This window comes from Nocardia sp. NPDC047654 (genome assembly GCF_043205035.1).
GTDB lineage: Bacteria > Actinomycetota > Actinomycetes > Mycobacteriales > Mycobacteriaceae > Nocardia.
Genome location: NZ_JBIDDF010000001.1, coordinates 1,373,394 through 1,393,622 on the forward strand (window position 1 = coordinate 1,373,394; position 20,229 = coordinate 1,393,622).

General features: G+C 68.4%; 20 protein-coding genes. 7 read left to right on the top strand and 13 right to left on the bottom strand.

All coding sequences use genetic code 11. The features are described from left to right. Positions 1 to 42: 42 nt before the first annotated feature. Positions 43 to 378 (bottom strand): RNA polymerase-binding protein RbpA, encoded by a 336-nt coding sequence (locus ACGF7Y_RS06460; RefSeq protein WP_040779429.1) that lies wholly within the window; start codon positions 376 to 378, stop codon positions 43 to 45. A gap of 245 nt (positions 379 to 623) precedes the next feature. Between ACGF7Y_RS06460 and ACGF7Y_RS06465 the strand changes: the two genes are divergently transcribed. After that, positions 624 to 944, top strand: coding sequence for a hypothetical protein (locus tag ACGF7Y_RS06465; protein ID WP_040870108.1), 321 nt, complete (start codon positions 624 to 626; stop codon positions 942 to 944). Here ACGF7Y_RS06465 and ACGF7Y_RS06470 read toward each other — a convergent pair. Together ACGF7Y_RS06470 and ACGF7Y_RS06475 are read right to left on the bottom strand one after the other, a co-directional pair. Next, the gene (locus ACGF7Y_RS06470) at positions 916 to 1,998 is read right to left on the bottom strand and encodes a hypothetical protein (protein WP_393229913.1); all 1,083 of its coding nucleotides are present in this window, start codon (positions 1,996 to 1,998) and stop codon (positions 916 to 918) included. The genes ACGF7Y_RS06465 and ACGF7Y_RS06470 overlap by 29 nt on opposite strands. Before the next feature lie 254 nt (positions 1,999 to 2,252). Beyond that, a complete protein-coding gene (locus ACGF7Y_RS06475; protein WP_393229916.1) occupies positions 2,253 to 2,963 on the bottom strand; it encodes a M23 family metallopeptidase in 711 nt (236 codons plus the stop codon). 184 nt (positions 2,964 to 3,147) lie between these two features. Between ACGF7Y_RS06475 and ACGF7Y_RS06480 the strand changes: the two genes are divergently transcribed. Continuing rightward, positions 3,148 to 3,468, top strand: coding sequence for an ArsR/SmtB family transcription factor (locus ACGF7Y_RS06480; protein ID WP_393229918.1), 321 nt, complete (start codon positions 3,148 to 3,150; stop codon positions 3,466 to 3,468). Between the two features lie 59 nt (positions 3,469 to 3,527). On the opposite strand, the gene ACGF7Y_RS06485 is transcribed toward ACGF7Y_RS06480, so the two are convergent. Further along, a complete protein-coding gene (locus ACGF7Y_RS06485; RefSeq protein WP_393229921.1) occupies positions 3,528 to 4,514 on the bottom strand; it encodes a glycosyltransferase family 9 protein in 987 nt (328 codons plus the stop codon). 214 nt (positions 4,515 to 4,728) lie between these two features. Between ACGF7Y_RS06485 and ACGF7Y_RS06490 the strand changes: the two genes are divergently transcribed. After that, positions 4,729 to 5,319, top strand: coding sequence for an HdeD family acid-resistance protein (locus ACGF7Y_RS06490; RefSeq protein WP_393229924.1), 591 nt, complete (start codon positions 4,729 to 4,731; stop codon positions 5,317 to 5,319). A gap of 174 nt (positions 5,320 to 5,493) precedes the next feature. Continuing rightward, positions 5,494 to 5,799: a hypothetical protein gene (locus ACGF7Y_RS06495; RefSeq protein WP_040871783.1), complete on the top strand. Its 306-nt coding sequence runs from the start codon at positions 5,494 to 5,496 to the stop codon at positions 5,797 to 5,799. A gap of 149 nt (positions 5,800 to 5,948) precedes the next feature. Here the strand turns inward: ACGF7Y_RS06495 and ACGF7Y_RS06500 are convergent, their stop codons facing one another. Beyond that, positions 5,949 to 6,131 (bottom strand): hypothetical protein, encoded by a 183-nt coding sequence (locus ACGF7Y_RS06500; protein ID WP_357128799.1) that lies wholly within the window; start codon positions 6,129 to 6,131, stop codon positions 5,949 to 5,951. Positions 6,132 to 6,577: 446 nt separating this feature from the next. On the opposite strand from ACGF7Y_RS06500, the gene ACGF7Y_RS06505 reads away from it, so the two are divergent. The 3 genes from ACGF7Y_RS06505 to ACGF7Y_RS06515 all read left to right on the top strand — a co-directional run bounded on the left by ACGF7Y_RS06505 (position 6,578) and on the right by ACGF7Y_RS06515 (position 8,940). Then, the gene (locus ACGF7Y_RS06505; RefSeq protein ID WP_393229928.1) at positions 6,578 to 7,003 is read left to right on the top strand and encodes a DUF4383 domain-containing protein; all 426 of its coding nucleotides are present in this window, start codon (positions 6,578 to 6,580) and stop codon (positions 7,001 to 7,003) included. Positions 7,004 to 7,331: 328 nt separating this feature from the next. Then, positions 7,332 to 7,754, top strand: a complete 423-nt coding sequence (locus tag ACGF7Y_RS06510) for a hypothetical protein (protein WP_393229930.1) — start codon at positions 7,332 to 7,334, stop codon at positions 7,752 to 7,754. Between the two features lie 340 nt (positions 7,755 to 8,094). After that, the gene (locus ACGF7Y_RS06515) at positions 8,095 to 8,940 is read left to right on the top strand and encodes a patatin-like phospholipase family protein (RefSeq protein ID WP_393229933.1); all 846 of its coding nucleotides are present in this window, start codon (positions 8,095 to 8,097) and stop codon (positions 8,938 to 8,940) included. 100 nt (positions 8,941 to 9,040) lie between these two features. Here the strand turns inward: ACGF7Y_RS06515 and ACGF7Y_RS06520 are convergent, their stop codons facing one another. The 8 genes from ACGF7Y_RS06520 to ACGF7Y_RS06555 form a co-directional block, all read right to left on the bottom strand. Continuing rightward, entirely contained in the window at positions 9,041 to 10,477 is a 1,437-nt protein-coding gene (locus ACGF7Y_RS06520; RefSeq protein WP_393229936.1) for an aldehyde dehydrogenase family protein, read from the bottom strand. Positions 10,478 to 10,479: 2 nt separating this feature from the next. Next, positions 10,480 to 12,186, bottom strand: a complete 1,707-nt coding sequence (locus ACGF7Y_RS06525) for a thiamine pyrophosphate-binding protein (RefSeq protein ID WP_393229938.1) — start codon at positions 12,184 to 12,186, stop codon at positions 10,480 to 10,482. After that, the gene (locus tag ACGF7Y_RS06530; RefSeq protein ID WP_393229940.1) at positions 12,176 to 13,102 is read right to left on the bottom strand and encodes an SDR family NAD(P)-dependent oxidoreductase; all 927 of its coding nucleotides are present in this window, start codon (positions 13,100 to 13,102) and stop codon (positions 12,176 to 12,178) included. Before ACGF7Y_RS06530 ends, ACGF7Y_RS06525 begins: the two co-directional genes overlap by 11 nt. A 45-nt stretch (positions 13,103 to 13,147) precedes the next feature. Further along, complete coding sequence (locus tag ACGF7Y_RS06535; RefSeq protein WP_393229943.1) at positions 13,148 to 14,977, bottom strand: flavin-containing monooxygenase; 1,830 nt, start codon at positions 14,975 to 14,977, stop codon at positions 13,148 to 13,150. 56 nt (positions 14,978 to 15,033) lie between these two features. Beyond that, positions 15,034 to 16,410 carry an SRPBCC family protein gene (locus tag ACGF7Y_RS06540; RefSeq protein ID WP_393229945.1) on the bottom strand — a complete coding sequence of 459 codons (1,377 nt, stop codon included), beginning with the start codon at positions 16,408 to 16,410 and terminating at the stop codon, positions 15,034 to 15,036. A gap of 29 nt (positions 16,411 to 16,439) precedes the next feature. After that, the gene (locus ACGF7Y_RS06545) at positions 16,440 to 17,300 is read right to left on the bottom strand and encodes an SDR family NAD(P)-dependent oxidoreductase (RefSeq protein ID WP_393229948.1); all 861 of its coding nucleotides are present in this window, start codon (positions 17,298 to 17,300) and stop codon (positions 16,440 to 16,442) included. A 7-nt stretch (positions 17,301 to 17,307) separates the two neighbouring features. Beyond that, a complete protein-coding gene (locus ACGF7Y_RS06550; protein ID WP_393229950.1) occupies positions 17,308 to 18,918 on the bottom strand; it encodes an SMP-30/gluconolactonase/LRE family protein in 1,611 nt (536 codons plus the stop codon). Positions 18,919 to 19,382: 464 nt separating this feature from the next. Beyond that, positions 19,383 to 20,189: a FadR/GntR family transcriptional regulator gene (locus tag ACGF7Y_RS06555; RefSeq protein ID WP_393229953.1), complete on the bottom strand. Its 807-nt coding sequence runs from the start codon at positions 20,187 to 20,189 to the stop codon at positions 19,383 to 19,385. Positions 20,190 to 20,229 lie beyond the last annotated feature (40 nt).

Here is a 20,229-nt window from a genome sequence, read left to right on the forward strand (position 1 = left end):
CATCCGACGATGCGGCGGCCGTTTTCCGTGAAGCGCGGACCGTCAGGCGCGGCGGCGGGTCTTGAGCAGTTCGAGGCGCTCCTTGAGCAACTCCTCGAGCTCCTCCTTGCTGCGGCGCTCCAGCAGCATGTCCCAGTGCGTGCGCGGCGGCTTGACCTTCTTGGTCTCCTGGCTGGTGCCCTCGATCAGGACGCCCTCCTGGCCGTTGCGGCACAGCCAGGTCGGCGGGATCTCGGCGTCGTCGGCGAAGGGAACGTCGAATTCCTCGCCGTTGTCGGTCCGGTACCGGGCGATCCGACGCGGAGCCAGGTCGTGGTCGCGATCGGTCTCGTAGCTCACCGCTCCGAGCCGACTGCCTCGGAGTACGCGATCTGCCATGGTGTGCCTCTCCCTGTGTGCTCGAGTCTTCGTGCGCTGCGACCGTGTCCGCGCGAGTGCGCGGGGCACCCGCCGGACCTTACGTACAACGATCGGGCCTGCGCCGATAGTTCCCGACGCGGCCGCGGTGAACCGTTCCATTGTAGTGCTCGCGTCGCGCAGGCCTCGCCACACCCGATGCCGGGTGATTCGCGGCGGGGGTCGCTGAGCGGATCGCGGGGGGCGAGCGATTAGTGTTCTGCGTCATGTCGCGCCGCTTGTCCTGCCAGTGGTGTGGGCGGGAGATCGTGGAATCGGAGGCCGGCCGTCGTCGCCGGTACTGCCGCCAGTCCTGTCGCCAACGCGCCTACGAACACCGCAACAGCTTGAAGGGAACCGGAATTCCCGACGACGCGGTCGTGCTCAGTGCCCAGGAGGCCGCCGACCTGGCCGATCGCTGGTTCGCGGCCCGCTGCGCCGCCGAGGACGTCGCCACCGCCATCGGGGAGGGCGCGACGCCCGAGGAGCTGGCCGCGCTCGGCCGGACTCTGGTCGCGCTCACCCGTGACGCGGAACGTCTGCGCTGACCGGCCCCACTGCCGTGCGGCGGTGTGCCGCGCCGGTGTCGCGGTGGCGGAGATACACCCCACCGAGCAATGCTCCGACGGTCGCGGCGAGTCCGCCTGCCGCAAGCCAGGTGACCGTGTCCGGGTGGACCAGGGACTGAGCGCGCATCGCCTGCCAGAAGACCAGGGTCAGCAGACCGGCGTACCCGGCCGCGAGCACACCCACGACGGCCGCGCGGGCGCGTTCCGGACGCAGCCAGCGGTAGCGCGGCGCGAGCCAGGTGAGGGTGACGGCCATCACCAGCAGCACCTGGATGCCATGCAGTCCGACGAAGTGCGGAACGCGCAGGTCACCGCCGACGGTGCTCCAGTGCGTGATCGGCATGCCGCCCATGGCGTCGCGCGGCGCGAGATCGCCCGGATCGGCGACGACCGTGTGCCCGGCGGCCAATTCGACGATCCGCCCGGCACTGTCGCGCACGAGCTGCTTTCCTGTGAAACCCATCAGGTAGCCCAGCGCCATGCCGACGACGGCCAGCGCCAGGCCTGCGTGGATGGCCCGTGCCGTCGGGCGGTCCACCAAACGCTGCCAGGCCAGGATCAGCACGATGAGCAGGTTGGCGAGGAACAGGCCGGGCACGCCGGAGGCGAATACCACCTGACCGATCGAGTTCACCGGGTCGCCCTCGGTGTTGAAGTGGCTGAATGTGCCGCGGGCCGCCTGCAATACGATGAAGCCGACGTCGATGAACCCGGTCACCGCGAACACCGTGCCGAGCCACCAGGTGGCGCGGCTCCCCTTGTGCGGCAACGACAGCAGCCACGCCAGGGTGAGGCTGTAGAGGAAGAACGCGAGGCCGAACTTCATCGGCTTGAGCCAGACCGACTCGCCGAGCAGTTCGCGGTCGTCGACCAGCATCGCCGCGAGGGAGAGCAAGACGAGCGCGGCCATCGCGGCCACCGTGCCGAGCAGCGGTCGATGCAGCCGCGCGCCCATCGCCGCCATCGTGCTCGGGCGCGACCGCGGCGCTGACGACCCGTCCTGGGCCACGGCGACGAAACGTGTTGTGGACATGGACCGAAAGTAGGAATCGCGCACGCTGTGTGGCGTCCCGCCGCGGCGCTATTCGCGTCTAGTACTTCGGTACCGGGTCGCTCTCGCGGGCGCTACCGCAGGGGCGGCGGAACCAAGTGCCGCAGCGGGTCTGGCGGGCGAGAGGAAAAGAATCGGGCCGCGAACGCGTCATTGCGTTCGCGGCCCGCCGCGGGCGACGGCACTGTCGCCGAGTTCGTTCGCGAGCCCCTCATGTCCCGCGAGAAGGATCGGGATCAGTCCTCGGGGGCATGCCCGACGTCGATGCCGCGCTCGGCCAGCCAGGGCTGCGGATCGATCTTCACGCCGTCGGGTAGATGGACTTCGTAGTGCAGGTGCGGGCCGGTGGAGTTGCCCCGGTTGCCGACCGTCGCGATGACGTCGCCCGCGCGGACCGGCTGGCCGACGTCGACGAGGATGTCGTTGACGTGGCCGTAGACGCCGACGGTGCCGTCGTCCTGTTGCACGCGCACCCACAGACCGAAGCCGGAGGCGGGGCCTGCCTCGATCACGACGCCGTCGGTGACCGTGGCGATCGGCGCGCCGAGCGGGTCACCGAAATCCAGGCCGGCGTGCATCGCGCCCCAGCGAGCGCCGAAATTGGAGGTGAGCACACCGGCTACCGGGCGGACGGTCTTCGGGCGGGTGAACTCCTGCGCGACGCGATTCGGATCCCAGGGCACCGGCGCTGCCTGCGGCGCGGGGTTGTCGGGCGGGGTGAAGAGGGCGAACTGCGCGGTGCCCTCGGCCGGGCGGATCTCACCCGACGCGATCTTCCCGGCGACGAGCCGGGCGGACGCGTCGGTGTCCGGGTCCTGCTGTGCTGCGGCGATGATGCCGAAGGAGGCGGTGACGACCGCGGAGGCGGCGACCACTCGGGTGACGGTGCGGTCGCGGCGTAACCGGGTCACGCCGCGACGAATTGGTAACGGAAAGGTCACGGGCATGGAGTCGAACGTACGGTAGCTGCCGCACCGGTCCGCTATCTTGTGGCAACCATCACCGGCGATAAAAGCCCAGCTCGACGGTCACGGCGAGGTAACGACATGTGGTCGTTGGCCACGCGAGCTGGGGATATGACGCCTTTCCCAGGAGTTGACCAGTGAAACGCCGGACGCCCACACTGTGTGAGTGGCGACTAATGGAGTTCAGGCCTTGACTGCGCTCGCGGACCCGACTCGCCGTGCGATCTTCGAGGCCTTGCCGCAGGCCGCGCGCTCGGTCGGTGAACTCGCGTACGAGGTCGGTGTGACAAGTTCGGCGGTCTCCCAGCATCTGCGTGTGCTGCGTGACGCGCGGTTGGTCATGATGCGGCCGGAAGGCAACCGGCGGCTGTATTCGCTGGACCCGCGCGGCCTCGCCGACGCCCGCGACTACCTGGAGCAGTTCTGGCCGAGTGCGCTCGCTTCCTATTCCGCGGCGCTCAGGACGGCCGCGACGGCGGAAGCCTGACCGCGGGAGGAACCGGGCGCCGCGATCGGCTCCCCGAATGGCGTCGGGGGCGGCGGCGGTCAGCCGACGCGTCGATACGCCGCCTTACGGCGGTCGGAGCCCGTGCCGGGCCAGTTGCGCTTGCTCAGCTGCTTGTCGACGGCATTGATCACTTCGGTGACCCCGATCTGCAGCAGACCCGGGTCCGGGGCGTCGGCGTCCGGGTCGCCGACGTGGCCGGTCCACAGCACCGCGTGCCGGCCGAGCAGGTGCGCGGGCGGACCGGCCCGCCGGGGCGGGGTGGGGCCGAACAGCAGGACGGTGCGGGTGCCGAACGCCGTGGCCAGGCCTACGACCCCGGTGTCCCCGCAGATCACCAGGGCGGCCTCGGCGACGGTGGCGGCCAGATCGATGAGGTTCTGCTCTCCGGCGAGCACCCGGCCGACGGGCAGCCCCGCCCGAGCGGCGATGGCCAGCGCGAGCTGGCGTTCGTACTCGTCGCCGGTGATGACCACTTCGCGCCCGAGCATCAAAAGGTGCCGGACCACCGCGGCGAAACGATCAGGCGGCCAGCGGCGGGCCGGTGCGCCCGCGCCGACGTGCACGACCACGCAGTCGCGGCGGCTGGTCGTCGACACCGGTGGAACCAGTCCGAGATTGCGGCGATCCGCTCCGATGCCGCCGTACTCCAGCAGATGACACCAGCGGTCCACCTCGTGCATGTCGGGTTCCCATTCCGGGCCGGACAGCTCGGGGAACGCGGCGTTGCGAAAGGAGAGGATGCGTCCGGGCCGGGTCTTGGACAGCGCGACGATGCTTTCGGCGCCCGCGCCGTGCAGGTTGACCGCCAACTCGGGGGGCGGTGCGTCCCAGCGAAGGTTGCCCGGATCGGTGGTGGGCGCCAGCGCGTCGACCGAGGCGATCAGATCGACGATCGGCTTCAGTCGCTGCGGTGCCGCCAAAACGATGCGATCGTGCGGTTTGGCCCGGCGCAGTGCGCGGAGAGCCGGGACCGCGGTGAGTAAGTCACCCAGCCCACGCGCCTGCAACACGAGCAGAACCGCCACCCTCTTCTCCTAGCCACCCGAGTCTCACCGAACCCCGACCCACCCGTTCACCCCCGGGGGCGCCAACGAAGAGTCACTCAGAGATGACTACCCGACCGCACGGGCGGCGAAACGTGAACTTCGGGCAACGCCGCGGTACCGGCCGATCCGGCATGTTGCGGCCCACTGGGCAAATGGTCAGTAAACGCGAGGGGGTGAGCTATAGCATCAATGCATGACGACAAACAGCGTGGTAGAGGGTCCCCTGCAGTCTCTTGCCCGCCGTGCGTGGCAAACGATTCTGCTCACCGGCATTCTGGCGGTGATCCTCGGCATCCTGATCCTGGCCTGGCCGGACATCACTCTGCGGGCGGCCGGCATCATTTTCGGCGTCTACCTCGTGGTCACCGGTTTCCTGCAGCTGATCGCGGCGTTCGGTGCGCCTGTCGGCGCCGGTCTGCGGGTGCTGTCGTTCATCATCGGTCTGCTGTCCATCGTGGTCGGCGTCTTCTGCTTCCGCGATGAATTGGCCTCGATCCTGCTGCTGGCATTGTGGATCGGCATCGGCTGGCTGTTTCGCGGGATCGCGCTGCTGGTCGGCGCGATCTCCGAACCCCGGCTGCCGGGGCGCTGGTGGCAGGTGTTCTTCGGCGTCGTGACCGCGGCCGCCGGTGTCGTACTGATCGTCTGGCCGGTGCGATCGGTGGTGACGCTCGCCGTCTTGGCGGGGGTGTGGCTGATCATCCTCGGCATCATGGAAATCATCGTGGCGTTCGGGGTTCGCAAGGACGCCGCGGCGCTCGGCGCGGAACACGCCACCGTCTGATCACGGAATTCGCTCGGCCGAGCGCTACCGGTGCCCGGCCGGGCGATGCCATGTCTTCCGGTGCCTCGACCAGCACGGTTCCGTCCCGCTGGAACTCGTGACAGAATCACAGGCGCATTTTCACGAGACGTCGGCTTCGGGGTTGGTCGACATCGAAAAGAACTGGAGGCACGAATGATTCGTACTGCTGGGTTTGTCGGTGCGCTGGCCCTGGCGGGGGCCGCGGCCATGCTGTCGGCGGGGACGGCGCAGGCCGCGGTCGGAACGCTGTCGATCAACGGTGAGCTGCACGCGGATCCGGTGGGCTGCTTGAACACCGACGGCACCTTCTACACCACGTTCCAGATCACCGTCGTCAACAGCACCGATCGTGCCGTCACGCTGTACTCCGGCCGGGACTGCACCGGCTCCGTGGTCGGCGAGCTGCCGGTGGAAAAGATCGGTTACCTGCCCAAGGGTGGCAGCGTCTCCGTCAGCTGACGAATGACCGCGGCGGCGGCCGAGGCGTGACACCGCCTCGGCCGCTTGCTGCTGTTCCGACCCGGCCGCGCGAACACCGCCTCGCCGCCTGATCGCCCGAACTCGCGGACGGCGCCGATCCGGTGTCCCGGATCAGCGCCGTGTGCCGTTCAGCGCGTGCGCGGCCAATCGCCTGCGCTCGGCACCGCGGACTCCGCGGTCGCCCGCACCGGAATCGGCGCGGCGACGGCCGCGCGGCGACGGCCGCGCGGATCCCACACCATCGCCGTTGCCGCTGTGCCCAACAGGACGGCGACGATCATCGCCACAACGCACCACACCAACACTGCCATGCCTCCCGGGCATCACCCATCCGGCTGACAGACTGCGTTGGCTTACCAAGGCGGACAGTTGTTTTCGAGTCGTGCACAGTATCGCCCGAGCGAGTGGCCTACGCGAGTCGACGGTGGCCGCCGCGCGCCGCGACCGAAGCCGCCATCGACGTCTGCCCGGCGCGTCCCACCAGCGTGGACGCCGGTTCCTCCTTGCGGCACGGCTCCGGTGTGGTCGGCGCAGGAGACAAGGATCACGGCGCGCCACCGGTGACCCTGGTATGCGGGCCGGGCCGTCGACCACCGCGTGCGCCGACAAGCGTGCAGCCTCTTGTTTGCCCGCTTCCCGCTGGGGTAGCACGGGGACGAAGTACCCACTACCAGCGGAAAGGGTCGGCTCGGCGATGTCTGCTACTTCCCCACCAGGCGCGACAACAGATCGGCGGTCTCCTCTTCAGGTCGCCGCCATGGCCGTAGGAGCGGTATTCCTCCTGGTCGGCATCCTCGGATTCATTCCGGGGATCACCACCGAATACAGCGAACTCGACTGGGCGGGACATCACTCCCGGGCTCAGTTGCTCGGTTTGTTCAGCGTGTCCGTGCTGCACAACGTGGTCCATCTGGCTTTCGGTGTCGCCGGAGTGCTGGCCGCACGCACCGCCGCATCGGCGCGCGCGTACCTCATCGGCGGCGGTGTCGTCTATCTGATCCTGTGGCTGTACGGACTCGTCGTGAACCCCGACAGCGACGCCAACTTCGTGCCGCTCGACACGGCGGACAACTGGCTGCACTTCGTGCTCGGCGCCGGCATGATCGCGCTGGGAGTGATCTTGGCGCGGCGGCCCGCGACCCAAGCGCCCGGAGCGGGCAGGCAGTCCGGGATTCTGGAATAGAGCGGGCCCGACCCAGCCCGATCGAGCCGCCCGCGCCGGGATGGCAGAAGGCGGTGGAGCGGGAGGCCTCCGGTAGCGGGAAGTTGGCGCAGGAGCGCTCGACACCGGCCCTCGACTGGAACACGCTCTAGTCGAGGGCCGGTGTCTTGCCGCTGGGAGATCGCCACCGGGCCAATGGATCTCGGTGTCCGTCCACGAGCCCGGCAATGCCGGAGGGGCGGCGATACGCTCTGCGGGAGGCCGTGTCCGGCCCGGAAAAACAGTTGCACTTGTCGCACGCCGCACATGTTGACATCAGCTGCTGTAGACAACATATGATGTCAATACCTTGCTCAGCCCGTTCCTCGATGCGCCGACGCCGCTCGAGCTGTGGGAGTGCAGGCGCTTCGACCACTTCAGCAACGACCGCGCCGAGGGAGTACCGATGAGGGCCAAACCACCCGCGCTGGGATATCTCCGCAAGGACGTCTCGGGTGTGTCCCAGGATTGGGACGAAGCGCAGATGCGGAGTTTGGCGAAGCGGCTGGGCTACGAGCTGTGCAAGACCGTGACCTTCGGCGCCGGTACCGACGCACCGGTCGATCGCCTGGTCGAAGCCGCACGCGGCTTCGGTGTCGACGCGGTCATCGCACCGGGGCTGCAGCACTTCGGCAACGCGGTACCGGCCGAACTCGTCGAGGTGTGCGACCTGATCACGGTCGCGCCCCAGCGGACATACTCCCGCTCGGCGCTGTCGCGCATCTGGGCATAGATCGTCCGGCGCCGGCGAGCGTTCTCAGCCGACGGGCAGGCCCGCGCTGATAGCGATGCGGGTCCCGACTCGACGTGGTCGCAGATCGGTGGTGTCGATGATCCGGGCTTCCCGGCTGTGGCACAAGGGGCCGCGTCGTCGTCGGGGTGACCCAGGCGCCAGGGTGCGTACGGGTATGTCGCCGCCGGACAACGGGTCAGGCGCCGGATACGTGAATCAGGGTCCCGGTCTCGTCGGGGTCGTCACCGACGCCCACGTGGAGGCCCTATCACCGCTGGTAGCGAAGTGCGGCCTATCGAGCGTAGGCGGTTGTCGCGACCGGGACGGATAGGCTGGCGGTATGTCGGAAACGGTGTCACCCAACGGATTCTCGGTCGCGCTCGTGCTCGGTGGAGGTGGTTCGGTCGGTTTGGCGTGGTTGGCGGGATTGGCTACCGGGCTGCGGGACAGCGGGATCGACTTGGCGCTGGCGGACCGGTTCGTCGGCACCTCGGCGGGGGCGGTGGTCGGCGCGGTCCTGGCCGACGGCGGTGATCCGGCGCGTTTGCTGCGTCCGCCATCGACGTCGACGTCGGCGCCGGTGCAGGCGGATCCGGCGCGGATGGCGGAGATATTCGCCGTCCTGCGCGCCCCCGGACAGGATCCCGCCCAGGCGCGCCGCCGGGCGGGTGAGCTGGCGCTGGCCGCGCGGGTGGGTGATCCGGACGAGCACGTCGCGCGCATGGGCGGGCTGGCCGGTGTGGCGCAGTGGCCCGCGCGTGACCTCGTCATCACCGCGATCGACATCACCACCGGCGAGTTGCGCGCGTGGACCAGGGACGGCGCGGCGTCGTTGCCCGCCGCGCTGGCGTCGAGCACCGCGGTGCCGGGTGTCTTCCCGCCGATTCCGATCGACGGCCGCCACTACATCGACGGCGGGTTGCGCTCACCGGTGAACGCGGACCTGGCCGCGGGCGCGGACGTCGTGGTGATCGCCGAGCCCTTGGCGCACATGTTCCCGCGCATCGCCAGCGATCGCGAATTGGGTTCGGCCACAGAGGTATCCATAGTGCCCGACGACGCCGCCATCGCCGCATTCGGACTCGACGTGTTCGACCCGGCGGTGCTGGCCCCCGCCCATGCGGCCGGTGTGCGCCAGTCCGCCGAGGCGGCGCTGCGACTGAAGGATGTCTGGCCGAACCCCTGACAGACTGCCGAGCCGGCTTCAGCACCAGCACGACGGCGCCCAGCACGGCCACATGCGTCCCCGCCATCCCGGCCACCCGTCCCCTCCCGTGCGCGCTCCGCTACGACCCGGCTTCTTCCGGTGCGTACCCGAGGATGCCCTTGATCTCCAGGTAGTCGTTGAATCCGAATTCGCCCCATTCGCGGCCGTTTCCGCTCTTGCGGTAGCCGCCGAAGGGGGCGTGGAAGTCGAAGGCGTCGTTGATGGTGATCCAGCCCGACCGGATGCGGCGGGCTACGGAGCGGGCCTGGTTCAGATCGGAGCCCGCGACATTGCCCGCGAGTCCGTACTCGGTGTCGTTGGCGATCTCGACCGCGTGGTCGACACTGTCGTAGCCGAGGATGGCCAGCACCGGGCCGAAGATCTCCTCGCGGGCTATGGTCATGTCGTTGGTGACGTTCGCGAACACGGTGGGCCGCACGTAGTAGCCCTTGGTGAGTCCGTCGGGGCGGCCGGTGCCGCCCACCACCAGCGTGGCTCCCTCGTCGATGCCCTTCTGGATGAACGCCTGGATCTTGTCGAACTGCGAACCGGAGACGACGGGGCCCAGTGCCGCATCCCCGGTGGGGTCGCCCACGCTGAGCTGGGCAGCGGCTCGGCGCGCGGTGTCGATGGCCTCGTCCATGCGGGCACGGGGAACCAGCATGCGCGACAGCGCGCTGCAGGTCTGGCCGGAGTTCATCATCATCGGGCCGATCGCGGCGGCGACATTATCGGTGAAGTCCGCGTCGTCGAGCACGATGTTCGCGCTTTTGCCGCCCAGCTCCTGGGTGACCCGCTTGACGCTGGGCGCGGCATTGCGCGCGATCTCGATGCCCGCGCGGGTGGAGCCGGTGAAGGAGATCAGATCCACGTCCGGATGTGCCGACAGCGGCACCCCGACGCTGGGACCATCGCCCTGGACCAGATTGAAGACGCCGGCCGGAACGCCTGCGGCATCGAGGATCTCGGCGAAGATCTGCCCGGTGAACGGCGAGCGTTCCGACGGCTTGAGCACCGTCGTGCAGCCAGTGGCGAGGGCGGGGAACACCTTCACGGCGATCAGGCTCATCGGCCAGTTCCAGGGCGTGATGAGGCCGCACACGCCGATGGGCTCCTTGACGACCAGGGTGGCGCCGCGCCGCTGCTCGAAGGCGAAATTCTCCAGGACTTCGATGGCGGTCGCCAGGTGCCCGGCCCCGAGATCCACCTGGAATCCGCAGGCCAGCGCGCTCGGTGCGCCCATCTCCTCGGTCAGCGCAGCGGCGAGGTCGCCCGCGCGTTCGCCGTACTCCGCGCCGATGGCGCGCAGCAACGCGATCCGTTCCGGCACCGAGGACGCCGACCAGGCGGCAAACGCCTCGCGGGCGGCCGAGACCGCACGGTCCACGTCCGCGGCCGACCCGTTGGCGACCGTGCCGCACACCGCTTCGGTCGCCGGGTTCACGACTTCGAAGGACCGGGCCTCGGCCGGGGCGACCCAGGCGCCGTCGATGTAGAACTGGGAATACTCGCGCATGACTACTGTGTCCCTTCCGCGTACCAGGTGCGGAACTCGTCGTAACTCGGCATCTCCTCGGAGTTCGCCTTCGGATCGACGGCCACGTGGATGACGCCCGGTTTGCCGCTGGCGTACGCCCGTTTGATGGCGGGGGCGATGTCCTGGTCGTGGTCGACGAATTCGCCGTAGCAGCCGAAGCCCTCGGCGACCTTGTCCAGGCGCGTGTCGGTGCTCCAGTGCGTACCGGTCTCCAGCGAGCCGGGCCCGAAGAGCCCCTTGTAGACCCCGACTTCGAGGCCCCACGCGTAGTCCACGGCCACCACGCAGACCAGCGGAAGGTTCAGCCGCGCCGCGGTCTCCAGTTCGCCGATGTGGAACAGGAACGACGAGTCGCCGGTGACCAGCATGACCGGCCGCTTCCTGCCCTCGGCCACCGAGGCTCCGATGGCGTAGGGCAGTCCGGTACCGAGGTGCCCGAAGTTCTGGTTCCAGATCACGTCGTGCGGCTTGGCCTGCGAATAGGTCCAGCCGAAAATCGTGGTGGCGCCACCGTCGCGGACCATGATGCCGTCGGAGGGGAACACTGCGGTCGCCTCGACGACGAGTCGCGCGGGGTGTACCGGGGACCGCCCCGACGGCGCGGTTTCGGACAGTTCGGCGAGCCGGGCGGCGTCCTGCTCGATCCAGCCCGCGAGCTCGGGCGACGGCGTGCGAGGCGTGTCCTTCAGCGCCTCGACCAGCTGCGGAACGATCGCGCGCAGGTCACCGACGAGCGGCACATCGATGGGGCGATTGACCCCGATGGCCTCGGGATTCTGTTCCACCAGAATCCATTTCCGGTTCGCCTCGTTGGCCGCCCAGTGCCGGCCCACCCCGTAGTGGACGGGCTCACCGAGTTCGGTGCCGACGGCCAGGCACAGATCCGATCGCACCACCGCATCGATGGACGACGGCGAGAAGCCGTAAGCGAAGGTGCGGTCCTCGAGTCCCTCGATATACGAAGTACCGCCGGAGGTCTGGATAACCGGGCAGGCCATCAGCTCGGCGAGCGCGCGAACCGAGTTCCCGGCGCGCGTGGTGTGCACGCCGTGCCCGACGAGCAGGACCGGCTGTCGCGCCGCGCGGATCAGCCGCGCCGCCTCCTCGATCCGGTCCTGGCCCGCGGTCTGGCCGACGAGCCGATACCGGCTGGGCGGCAATGGTTCCGGAACGTCGAGTTCCTCTTGGATGATGTGCTTGGGCCACTCGATGTAGACCGGCCCGGGTGTTCCGGTGAGTGCCCGGCGCAAGCCCTCGCGAATGATCTCGTCGGTCTGGTCGGCGTATTCGATGCTGGCGTGGTACTTCACCGACGGTGCGAAGAGTTCGGCCTGCTTGACGAATTGGATACGCCCGCGCCGCACCCGCTGCTCGGTGATCCGGGCGCGCTGCCCGCCGAGGAAGATCACCGGCGAATTCTCGACCTTCGCGCACATCATCGCGCCCGCCAGATTGGCGACGCCCGGCCCGAGGGTGCCGATGCACACCGCGGCCTTACCGGTCATCCGCGACACCGCCTCGGCCATGAAACCGGCCGATTCCTCGTGATGCGGCGCGACGACATTCCAGCCGCGTTCCTCGGCGAGGTGGAACATGTGCACGAAATTGGGGTCGGGAATACCGAATATCGTATTGATGCCCTCGGCTTCGAAGAGCTGAAGAATACGTTCGTAGACCTTAACGGGCATGCTGTCCTGCTTCCGTGGCTGACTCGAAACTCTTCCTGATGTGATCGCTGTGCCCCGAGGGAACGGCAGGCAGAATCCAGGAGCCGGTCGTATCGCGGATCGCGTCGATCTGCTCGCCGATCTCTTCGACCGTCCACGAGGGGCGGTAGACCCCGGGGGTCTCGGCGATGTAGGCCCTGGCCACCCGTCCGGCGACCGACACCAGCATCTCGCCGGTGATCGAGCAGGACTCATGGGCGAGCCAGCCGACGGCCGGCGCCGTCAGTTCCGGCCCCATGGGCGGATAGGACGAGGTGTCGAGTCCGTCGGCCAGTCGCGTCACCGCGGCGGGCACGATGACGTTGCCGAGAATGCCGAATTCGGCTCCCTCCAGGGCGATCACATTCGACAGGCCGATCATGCCCGCCTTCGACACGGCGTAGTTGGCCACGCCCTTGTTGCCGTACAGCCCGCCGATGGACGAGGTGAGCACCACGCGGCCGTACCCCGCGTCGGCCATGACCGGGAATGCGGGCCGGACGACGTGGAACGCGCCGCGCAGGTGCACGTCGAGCACCGCGTCGAAATCCTCGTAGCTCAGTTGCCGCAGCGAACCGTAACGGACATTGCCCGCGTTGTGCACGAGGATGTCCAGGCGGCCGTACCGGTCGAGCGCCGTGTCGATGATCGCGCGCCCGCCCTCGGCCGTGGCCACCGACTCGGTGCAGACGACGGCGGTGCCGCCCGCCGCTTCGATCTCGGCGACCACCTCCGCGGCCGGGTTCGCCTCGACGCTGTCGCCGCGCACGCTGCTGCCGAGGTCGTTGACCACCACCTCGGCTCCCTTGGAGGCGAGCAGCAGGGCATAAGCGCGGCCCAACCCCCTTCCGGCGCCGGTGATCACGGCCACGCGACCGTCGAATCTGAGTTCTGGCAAGGTGGTCGGTCCTCTCGCAGGTGCGTCGTGATGGCTGGGGACTCGTCATGCGCCGAGGACGAGACCCTCCAGCCGGCCGGTGTCGCGCCAGTCCCGCAGCAGGTCCTCGAGCACGTAGAAGCCACCCCAGAAGGGATCACCGAGGAACGACCGCCCGTTCGGCTCGCCCTCGCTGTTGTAGTAGCCCGGGGTGCATTCCCGGACGAAGTTGCTGTTGTCGAACGAATTCGCCCGGATGGTCGCGATCCACGCCTCCTCGGCCTCCGCGCTGGGCTCCACCGTGGTGGCCCCCCGGGCCAGGGCTTCGGTGATGATGTAGGCGATGTGATCGGCCTGCTGCTCGAACATCCGCGTGGTGGACGCGGTCACCCCGCCCTGGACGAACCCGGTCGCGAAGTGGTTCGGGAACCCGTGCGACATGATCCCGTGCAGGGTGCGGAATCCCGCGTTCCAGTGCTCGTAGAGCGACCGGCCGCCTCGCCCGGCGAACGGCTGGATGGCGAGCCTGCGGTCGATGTCGCTGCTGATCTCGAAGCCGCTGGCGAAGACGATGCAGTCGACCTCGTATTCGACACCGTGCGCGACGATGCCCTTCGCCGTGATGCGCTCCACCCCTTTGGTGTCCGAGACGTCGATGAGCGTGACGTTCGGGCGGTTGAACGCCGGCAGGTAGTTGTCGCTGAAGCCCGGTCGTTTGCACAGGTGCCGGTAGTACGGCTTGAGCGCCTCGGCCGTCGCCTCGTCCGTCACGATCTCGTCGACGCGGCGGCGCACACGCTCCATCGCGCGGTAGTCCTCGGCCTCCTTGAGTTCCATGACCTTCAGCGGATTCGTCGCCAGTTCGGCCCAGCCGCCGGTAGCGTCCAGGTGGGCGGCCACGTTGCGGGCGACCTCGGTCCAGCCGTCGCAGATCAGGTCCGGCTCGCCCGGGGAGTAGAACGCGTAAGCGGCGTTGTGGAAATTCCGCTGCCGCTCCTCCCGCCAGCCCGGCCGCAGCGAGTTCACCCATTCGGGGTCGGTCGCGGTGTTGCCGCGCTCGAAGATGTAGGACGGCGTCCGCTGGAACACGTACAGGTGTCCGGCGCCTTCGGCCAGATGTGGGATCGTCCCGATACCACTGGCGCCGGTGCCGATGATGGCCACCTTCTTGTCGCCGAGCTTGTCCAGGCCGCCCTTCAGCGTGCCGCCGGTGTACGTGTAGTCCCAGCGCGCGGTGTGGAACGTGTGGCCCTGGAACTGCGTGATGCCGGGGATGCCGGGAAGTTTCGGCCGGTTGTACGGACCCTGGCACATCACGATGAACCGGGCGCGGATGTCGTCGCCCCGGTTGGTCGCGATCCGCCACCGTCCGATCTGCTCGTCCCATTCCAGCGATCGGATCAGCGTGTGGAAGATCGCCTTCTCGTACAGGCCGAAGTGCTTTCCGATGCGCTGGGCGTGTTCGTAGCACTCGTCGCCGAAGGAGAACTTCTCCTTCGGCATGTAGCCGGTCTCCTCGAGCAATGGCAGATAGCAGTAGCTGTCCGAGTCGACCTGGATGCCGGGGTAGCGATTCCAGTACCAGACCCCGCCGAAGTCACCGCCCAATTCGATGATCCGGAAATCGTCCACACCGGCCAGCCGCAACCGGTGCGCGGCGATGAGACCCGCGAAACCGCCACCGAGAATCGCCACCTCGATCTCGTCGGTGATCTCGTCTCGCGGCTCGACCGGCGTGTAAGGATCCTCTTCGTAGTAATCCGCGAATTCGCCCTCGGTCAGCAGATATTGCTTCTGTCCCTCGGGCCGCACGCGCTTGTCGCGCTCGGCGAGATATTTCGCGCGGAGGGCATCCCGATCGACATCGGGCGTAACCGTGGGCTTGCACTCTTGCATTCGGATTCCTGGATCTCTAACTCGGTCATCGGTGGCGGACCGGCGGGTCCCGCTCGTCAGGTCAGATCGCGCGGCTCGCCGGTACCCATGTACTCGGCGAGGTTGCGGTGCAGATTCACCACGCTGCGTTCGCGATAGGGGTTGGGTTTCGGGCCGGAGAAGCCGCGGCTTTTCATGCCCTGCTGGACCGCGGCCATATTGGCGAAGTCCTGCGGTAGGACGGTCCGCCAGCCGGGGTCGCCGACTGGGGTGTACTCCCACTCGGTCCGCGGCTCCTGGCCGGGCGGGAAGAGTTCGAACACCGCGGCCTCGAAGATGCACTTGTCCGGGTCGTAGCCGTAGGGCCGGAACCGGTAACACAGCATGTTGTTCAGTGCGTGGCCGATCTGGAAGTTGGGGAAGATCTGCCACGCGGTGCCCGCCCTGGCGACGATGTCGGGGTCGACCTTCGGCCAGACCACGCCGCGTGCCTCGTCCTCCGACCGCGCGGTGTCGAGCCAGTAGCGCAGCACTTCGCCGGCCGGGGTGCCCTCGGGCAGTTCGTCGACCAGCCGATTGGCGACGTCGACCAGCGTGCGGGTGGTATTGGTATTGGCGTTCTCCCAGGTGAAGTTCTGTAGCGTGGCGGTGGAGACGCGCGCGTCCGGACCGCTGCCGACGCGCACTTTGGCCTGGTTCTCCTCCATGCCCTTGGGAGCGTCGTAGCCGATATTGCTGTGCTTGCCCTGCGCCCGCGACCATCCGAGGAAAGTGCCGAAGTTCATGAACTCCGGGTGGGTGTAGGGCACGTGGTAGGTCTCCATGAACGCCTCGAAGGCGACCTTCCAGTTGCAGTCGAAGGTCAGCCACCGCCGCCAGCGGTAGCGCATGTTCTCCAGTTCGAAGTGTTCGAGCAGACCGGCCGCGGGCTCCAGGTACTCCCGCAGCGGTTCCGCGTCGGGGTCCATGTTGATCCAGATCCAACCGCCCCAGGTGTCGACCCGCACCCGGTTCAGCCCGTCGTTGCGCTCGGTGAGACCGCAGGACCAATCCTCGCGCTCCGCCGCGAAGGTATTGCGGCCCTCCAGGTCGTAACGCCACCCGTGGAAACCACACACGAACTGTTTGCGACTGCCGCGGGCGTCGTGCGCGCCATCCGGGGTGTCGATCAGTTTGCGGCCGCGGTGCGCGCACACGTTGTGGTAGGCCTGGATGGTGTCCGGTGCGGTGCGCACGACGATGATCGAATCGTCGAGGATCTCGTAGGTGAGGAAGTCACCGACACGGGGAATCTCCTCGACCCGTTCGACCTGCTGCCACACCTTGGCCCAGAGCTTGTCGCCCTCGGCGCGTGCGTATTCCTCCGAGATGTACGCCTCGACGCCGATCGTCATCGGCGTCGACAACGGTTCGGCAGTCGCGGAAGTCGTTGCCCCGTTTGTCGTTTCGCTCATGACATGCTCCTGGTGAGAACTCGGGTGCGTCAGCGGGTGATGGATGCGCGGAAGTTTTCGTCCTTGAGGAACAGCGAGGTGTGGTCGTCCCCGAGATGGGTCCACCTGAGGTTCAGGCCGCCGTCCACCAGCAGGGTCTGGCCTGTGACGTAGGTCGACAGATCCGACAGCAGGAACAGGATCGGTCCCGCCTGCTCCTCCGGTCGCCCGCGTCTGCCCATGGCGATGGCCCGGCGGTCGCGCCGGGGATCGTCGTCGACGTAGGTGCCGGAGGCCGGTGTCTCGGTGACGCCCGGCGCGATGGCGTTCACCCGGATGCCGTCCCGGGCCAGCTCCACCGCCAAGGTCCGGGTTGCCGCGACCAGCGCCGCCTTCGCGGTGCCGTAGGCGATATGGAACGGTGCGGTGTTCATGCCGCTGATCGAGGAGAGCGATACCAGCGAACCGGGCCTGCCTTGAGATTTGAGCTCCGCGGCCACCGCCTGGCTCATGAAGAACATCGTCTCCAGGTTCTGGGCGAACAACGCCCGCCAGTCTTGCCGGGTGACCCGGGTGGCGGGCATCCAGGTGCGCACCGCGGCGCCCCCCGCCACATTGACCAGTCCGTGCAACTCGCCAGGCGCCGAGCGGGCGTGCTCGAGCACGGTCGCGACACCCTCATCGGTGCCGACGTCGGCCGCGACGGACAGCACGGAAAGCCCCTCCGCGGCAAGGGGTTCGACATGCTCGGCGAGGTTCTCCTGCGAGCGGCTCACCCCGATCACGGTGGCGCCTGCTCTGGCGATCAGGCGCGTGACGGCGGTGCCGATGCCGCCGCCGCCCGCGCCCGCGACGATGACGACGCGCCCGGTCAGTCCGAAGAAGTCGTGTGTGAGGCCGTCATCGGTCATGGCCGGGTCATGCCTTCCCGCGCAGTGCCAGCACACTGCCCTCGGCGTCGGCGGAGAGATAGATCGTGCCGTCCGGTCCGGCGGCGAGCCCCGCGAACGGGCCCATGGGTCCGGAGAACGGGGGAGTGCCGCGCAAGGGTTTGGCGACGACGCCGGGCGGCGCGCCGACCGGAAGGTTCGCGGCGAGCGTCTGTCGCGCTTTGGTCTCGAGATCGACGCAGACCAAGGCTTGCGAACCGGCGTCGAGGACCAGTAATTGTCTGCCGCGCACCAGAATTCCCTGCGGCGTCTCCAGTCCGTCCACCACGGTGTCGACTCCGGCGCCGCTGATCGAGACGATCCGCCCGGCTCCGGATTCGGAGACCAGGGGCGTGCCGTCCGGGCCGAACGCGACACCCATCGGGGCGTTCAGCCCGGAGGCCAGCACCTCGACCTGGCCGGACCGGATCGACAGCACCCGGCCCGCGCCGAGTTCCGCGGCCACGATCATCCCGTTCGGGGTTGCCGCGACCCCGTAGAGCTGATCGAACCCGTCGGCGACGATCTCGGGCTCCTCGTCCGCGCCCGGGCGGTAGTACGCGATCTGCCCGGTGGAGGTGGCGCACAGGAACTCGCCCGATCCGACGGCGCTGACGCCGCGTACATAGCCGGGGTTGCCCGCGCTGAAAAGGGAGGCGACCGTGTGCAATCTGCCGTCACGCAACACGTAGAAGAAGGTGCCGTCGGCGACGTAGAGATCGCCGTCGTGGCCGACGGTCAGGTCCAGCGGCCACAGCAGGCCGCCTTCCAGGACCGGCCGGGTCCGGCCGCCGGTGAGAATCTCGGTGATCTCGCCGGAGAAGTTCGAGACGAACAGGCGGTCGCCGACGAAGGTGCAGTTGTCCAATCCGGGATCCAGGCTCGCCAGCACCTGACGGTCCCCGGTGCGTGGGTTGATTCGCAGCACCTCGCCGGTCTGCACCTGGGTGGAGACGATGAAACCCGCGGAGTCGAACTTGACCGAGTCGGGCACGCCGAGGTCACCGGCGACTCGTTCGGGCGCACCTCCGTCGGGATCGATCCGCCAGATGTCGTTGGTTCCCATGACCGGGTAGTAGAGGAGACCATCGGGGCCGACCTCCATGGCATTGGGCATCGGCAGGTTGTCTTGCAGAATGCGCGGTGCGCCGCCGTCCAGCGGCAGCTCCATGAGGCGACCGCCGACCCGGCATTCGTTGACGAACAACCGGCCGTTGTGCACCGTGATGCCGTTGGCGCCCGGCAGATCGTCGCGGATCACGCGGGTGCGGCCGTCGGTGCCGCGCATACTGACCCGCGCGTCCATGTACTCCGTGGCGATGAGATTGCCCTCGGGATCGAAGGCCAGGTCGTCGGGGGCGATGATGTCGCTGCCCTTGGCGCTGATGGTCTCGAGGTCGCCGGTGGCGACGTCGAGTGCGCTGATCTGGCTGCCCGCCACCTGGGCGACGTAGATCCGGCCGTCGGCACCCGTCCGCAGGCCGTTCGCACCGAACAGTCGGCTCGGCGGGGTGAGTCGTCGAACGCTCCACCCCTCGGCGACGGTTATCGGTGTGGTGGTGCTGTAGCGCGCCCCTCGAGTCAAGGCGGGGCCTCCCATGCGATGAGAAAGTCGATATCCACTGACACAGCCCGGCCCGGAGGTCAGGGCGACGGGAATCCGGCACCCACGTGGGCGGGCCGTGTGTCGTGGGCCACGCTACTTCAATCCTCGTAAGGATAGCAATACTTGATCGATTAGCCGCCTCCGAGTAGATTCGCACGCGGGTTGTCGAGCGTCATCGGAGCGTCGCCGCCGGGCGCCTCGCTACGACCGCAGAGTTCCGCGTCAGGGTTCGCACTGTGCGCCACGAATTTCGGCGGACAGCGCCGGCTGTGGGTTCGGCTGCCGGATGGACGCTCTGTGGCCGACCGGACGGTGCGCTACCTGGCCATAGCCGAATTCGCGCAAATCGATTTCACGCTGTGAAAATGCCATTATCGTACAGCGGGCAGGGGGATGCGCAACCGACTTGCTTTTGCCCGGACGGAGCGGGCGACGTGTGAGACGGCGGCTCGACGAACTCAGATCTGCGAGCGCAGACCCGACTGGATCGCCAGCCGCGCACCGGCGGACGAAGCGTTGACCACTCCGTCGTCGAATCGCTGCAACACGAGTGTCTGGGTGGCGGCGAGATGGGTGCGGTACAGGCGTTCGGCTTCGGCGGCACGTCCCTCCGCGATCTCGCGGGTGATGCGGCGATGGGTGCGCAGGGCTTCGGTCGACTCGGCCTCGGACGGGTATTCCCCGCGCCGGGTCAGCGCCTCCGCCCACGCCTCCTCCTGTGCCGACCACAGGGTGACCAGCGTGCTCACGACGTAGCGAATGGTCAGGTTCGGGGTGAACGAGACGATGAGGTCGTGGAATTCGCGAGCGGTGTGCGTGAAGGCGACGCCGTCATCGATGAGTTCGGCCGACTTCTCGACGTTCTCCGTGAGCGCGGGGACGACGGTCTCGGCGCGGTCGGGCCGCTCGGCGCAGGCGGCCGCGCACTGCGGTTCCAGCGTGCGCAGGCCCGCGGCGAGGTCGCCGAGGGTGACGCGCGCACCTTGCAGGGCCAGGCCCAGGTGATACGCCGCCGACGTCTCGTCGGGCCGGTGCACTTCGGCGCCGCCCACATTGCCCCGGCGGACGGTGACGAGGCCCTCGGTCTCCAGGATGCGCAGCGCCTCGCGGATCGAGGGGTAGCTCACCCCGAAGTCCTGGACCAGCTGATCCTGGGTGGGAAGCCGATAGTTCTCGTCGCCGGCCAGGATCCGGGTGCGCAGCTCCGCGGCGACGGTCTCCGCGATACGACGCTGCGGGACCCGGCCGCGTCTGGCGGCCGTCATGCGGTCCACCTCTGGTTGGTCCTCACCGCGCACGCCTTTC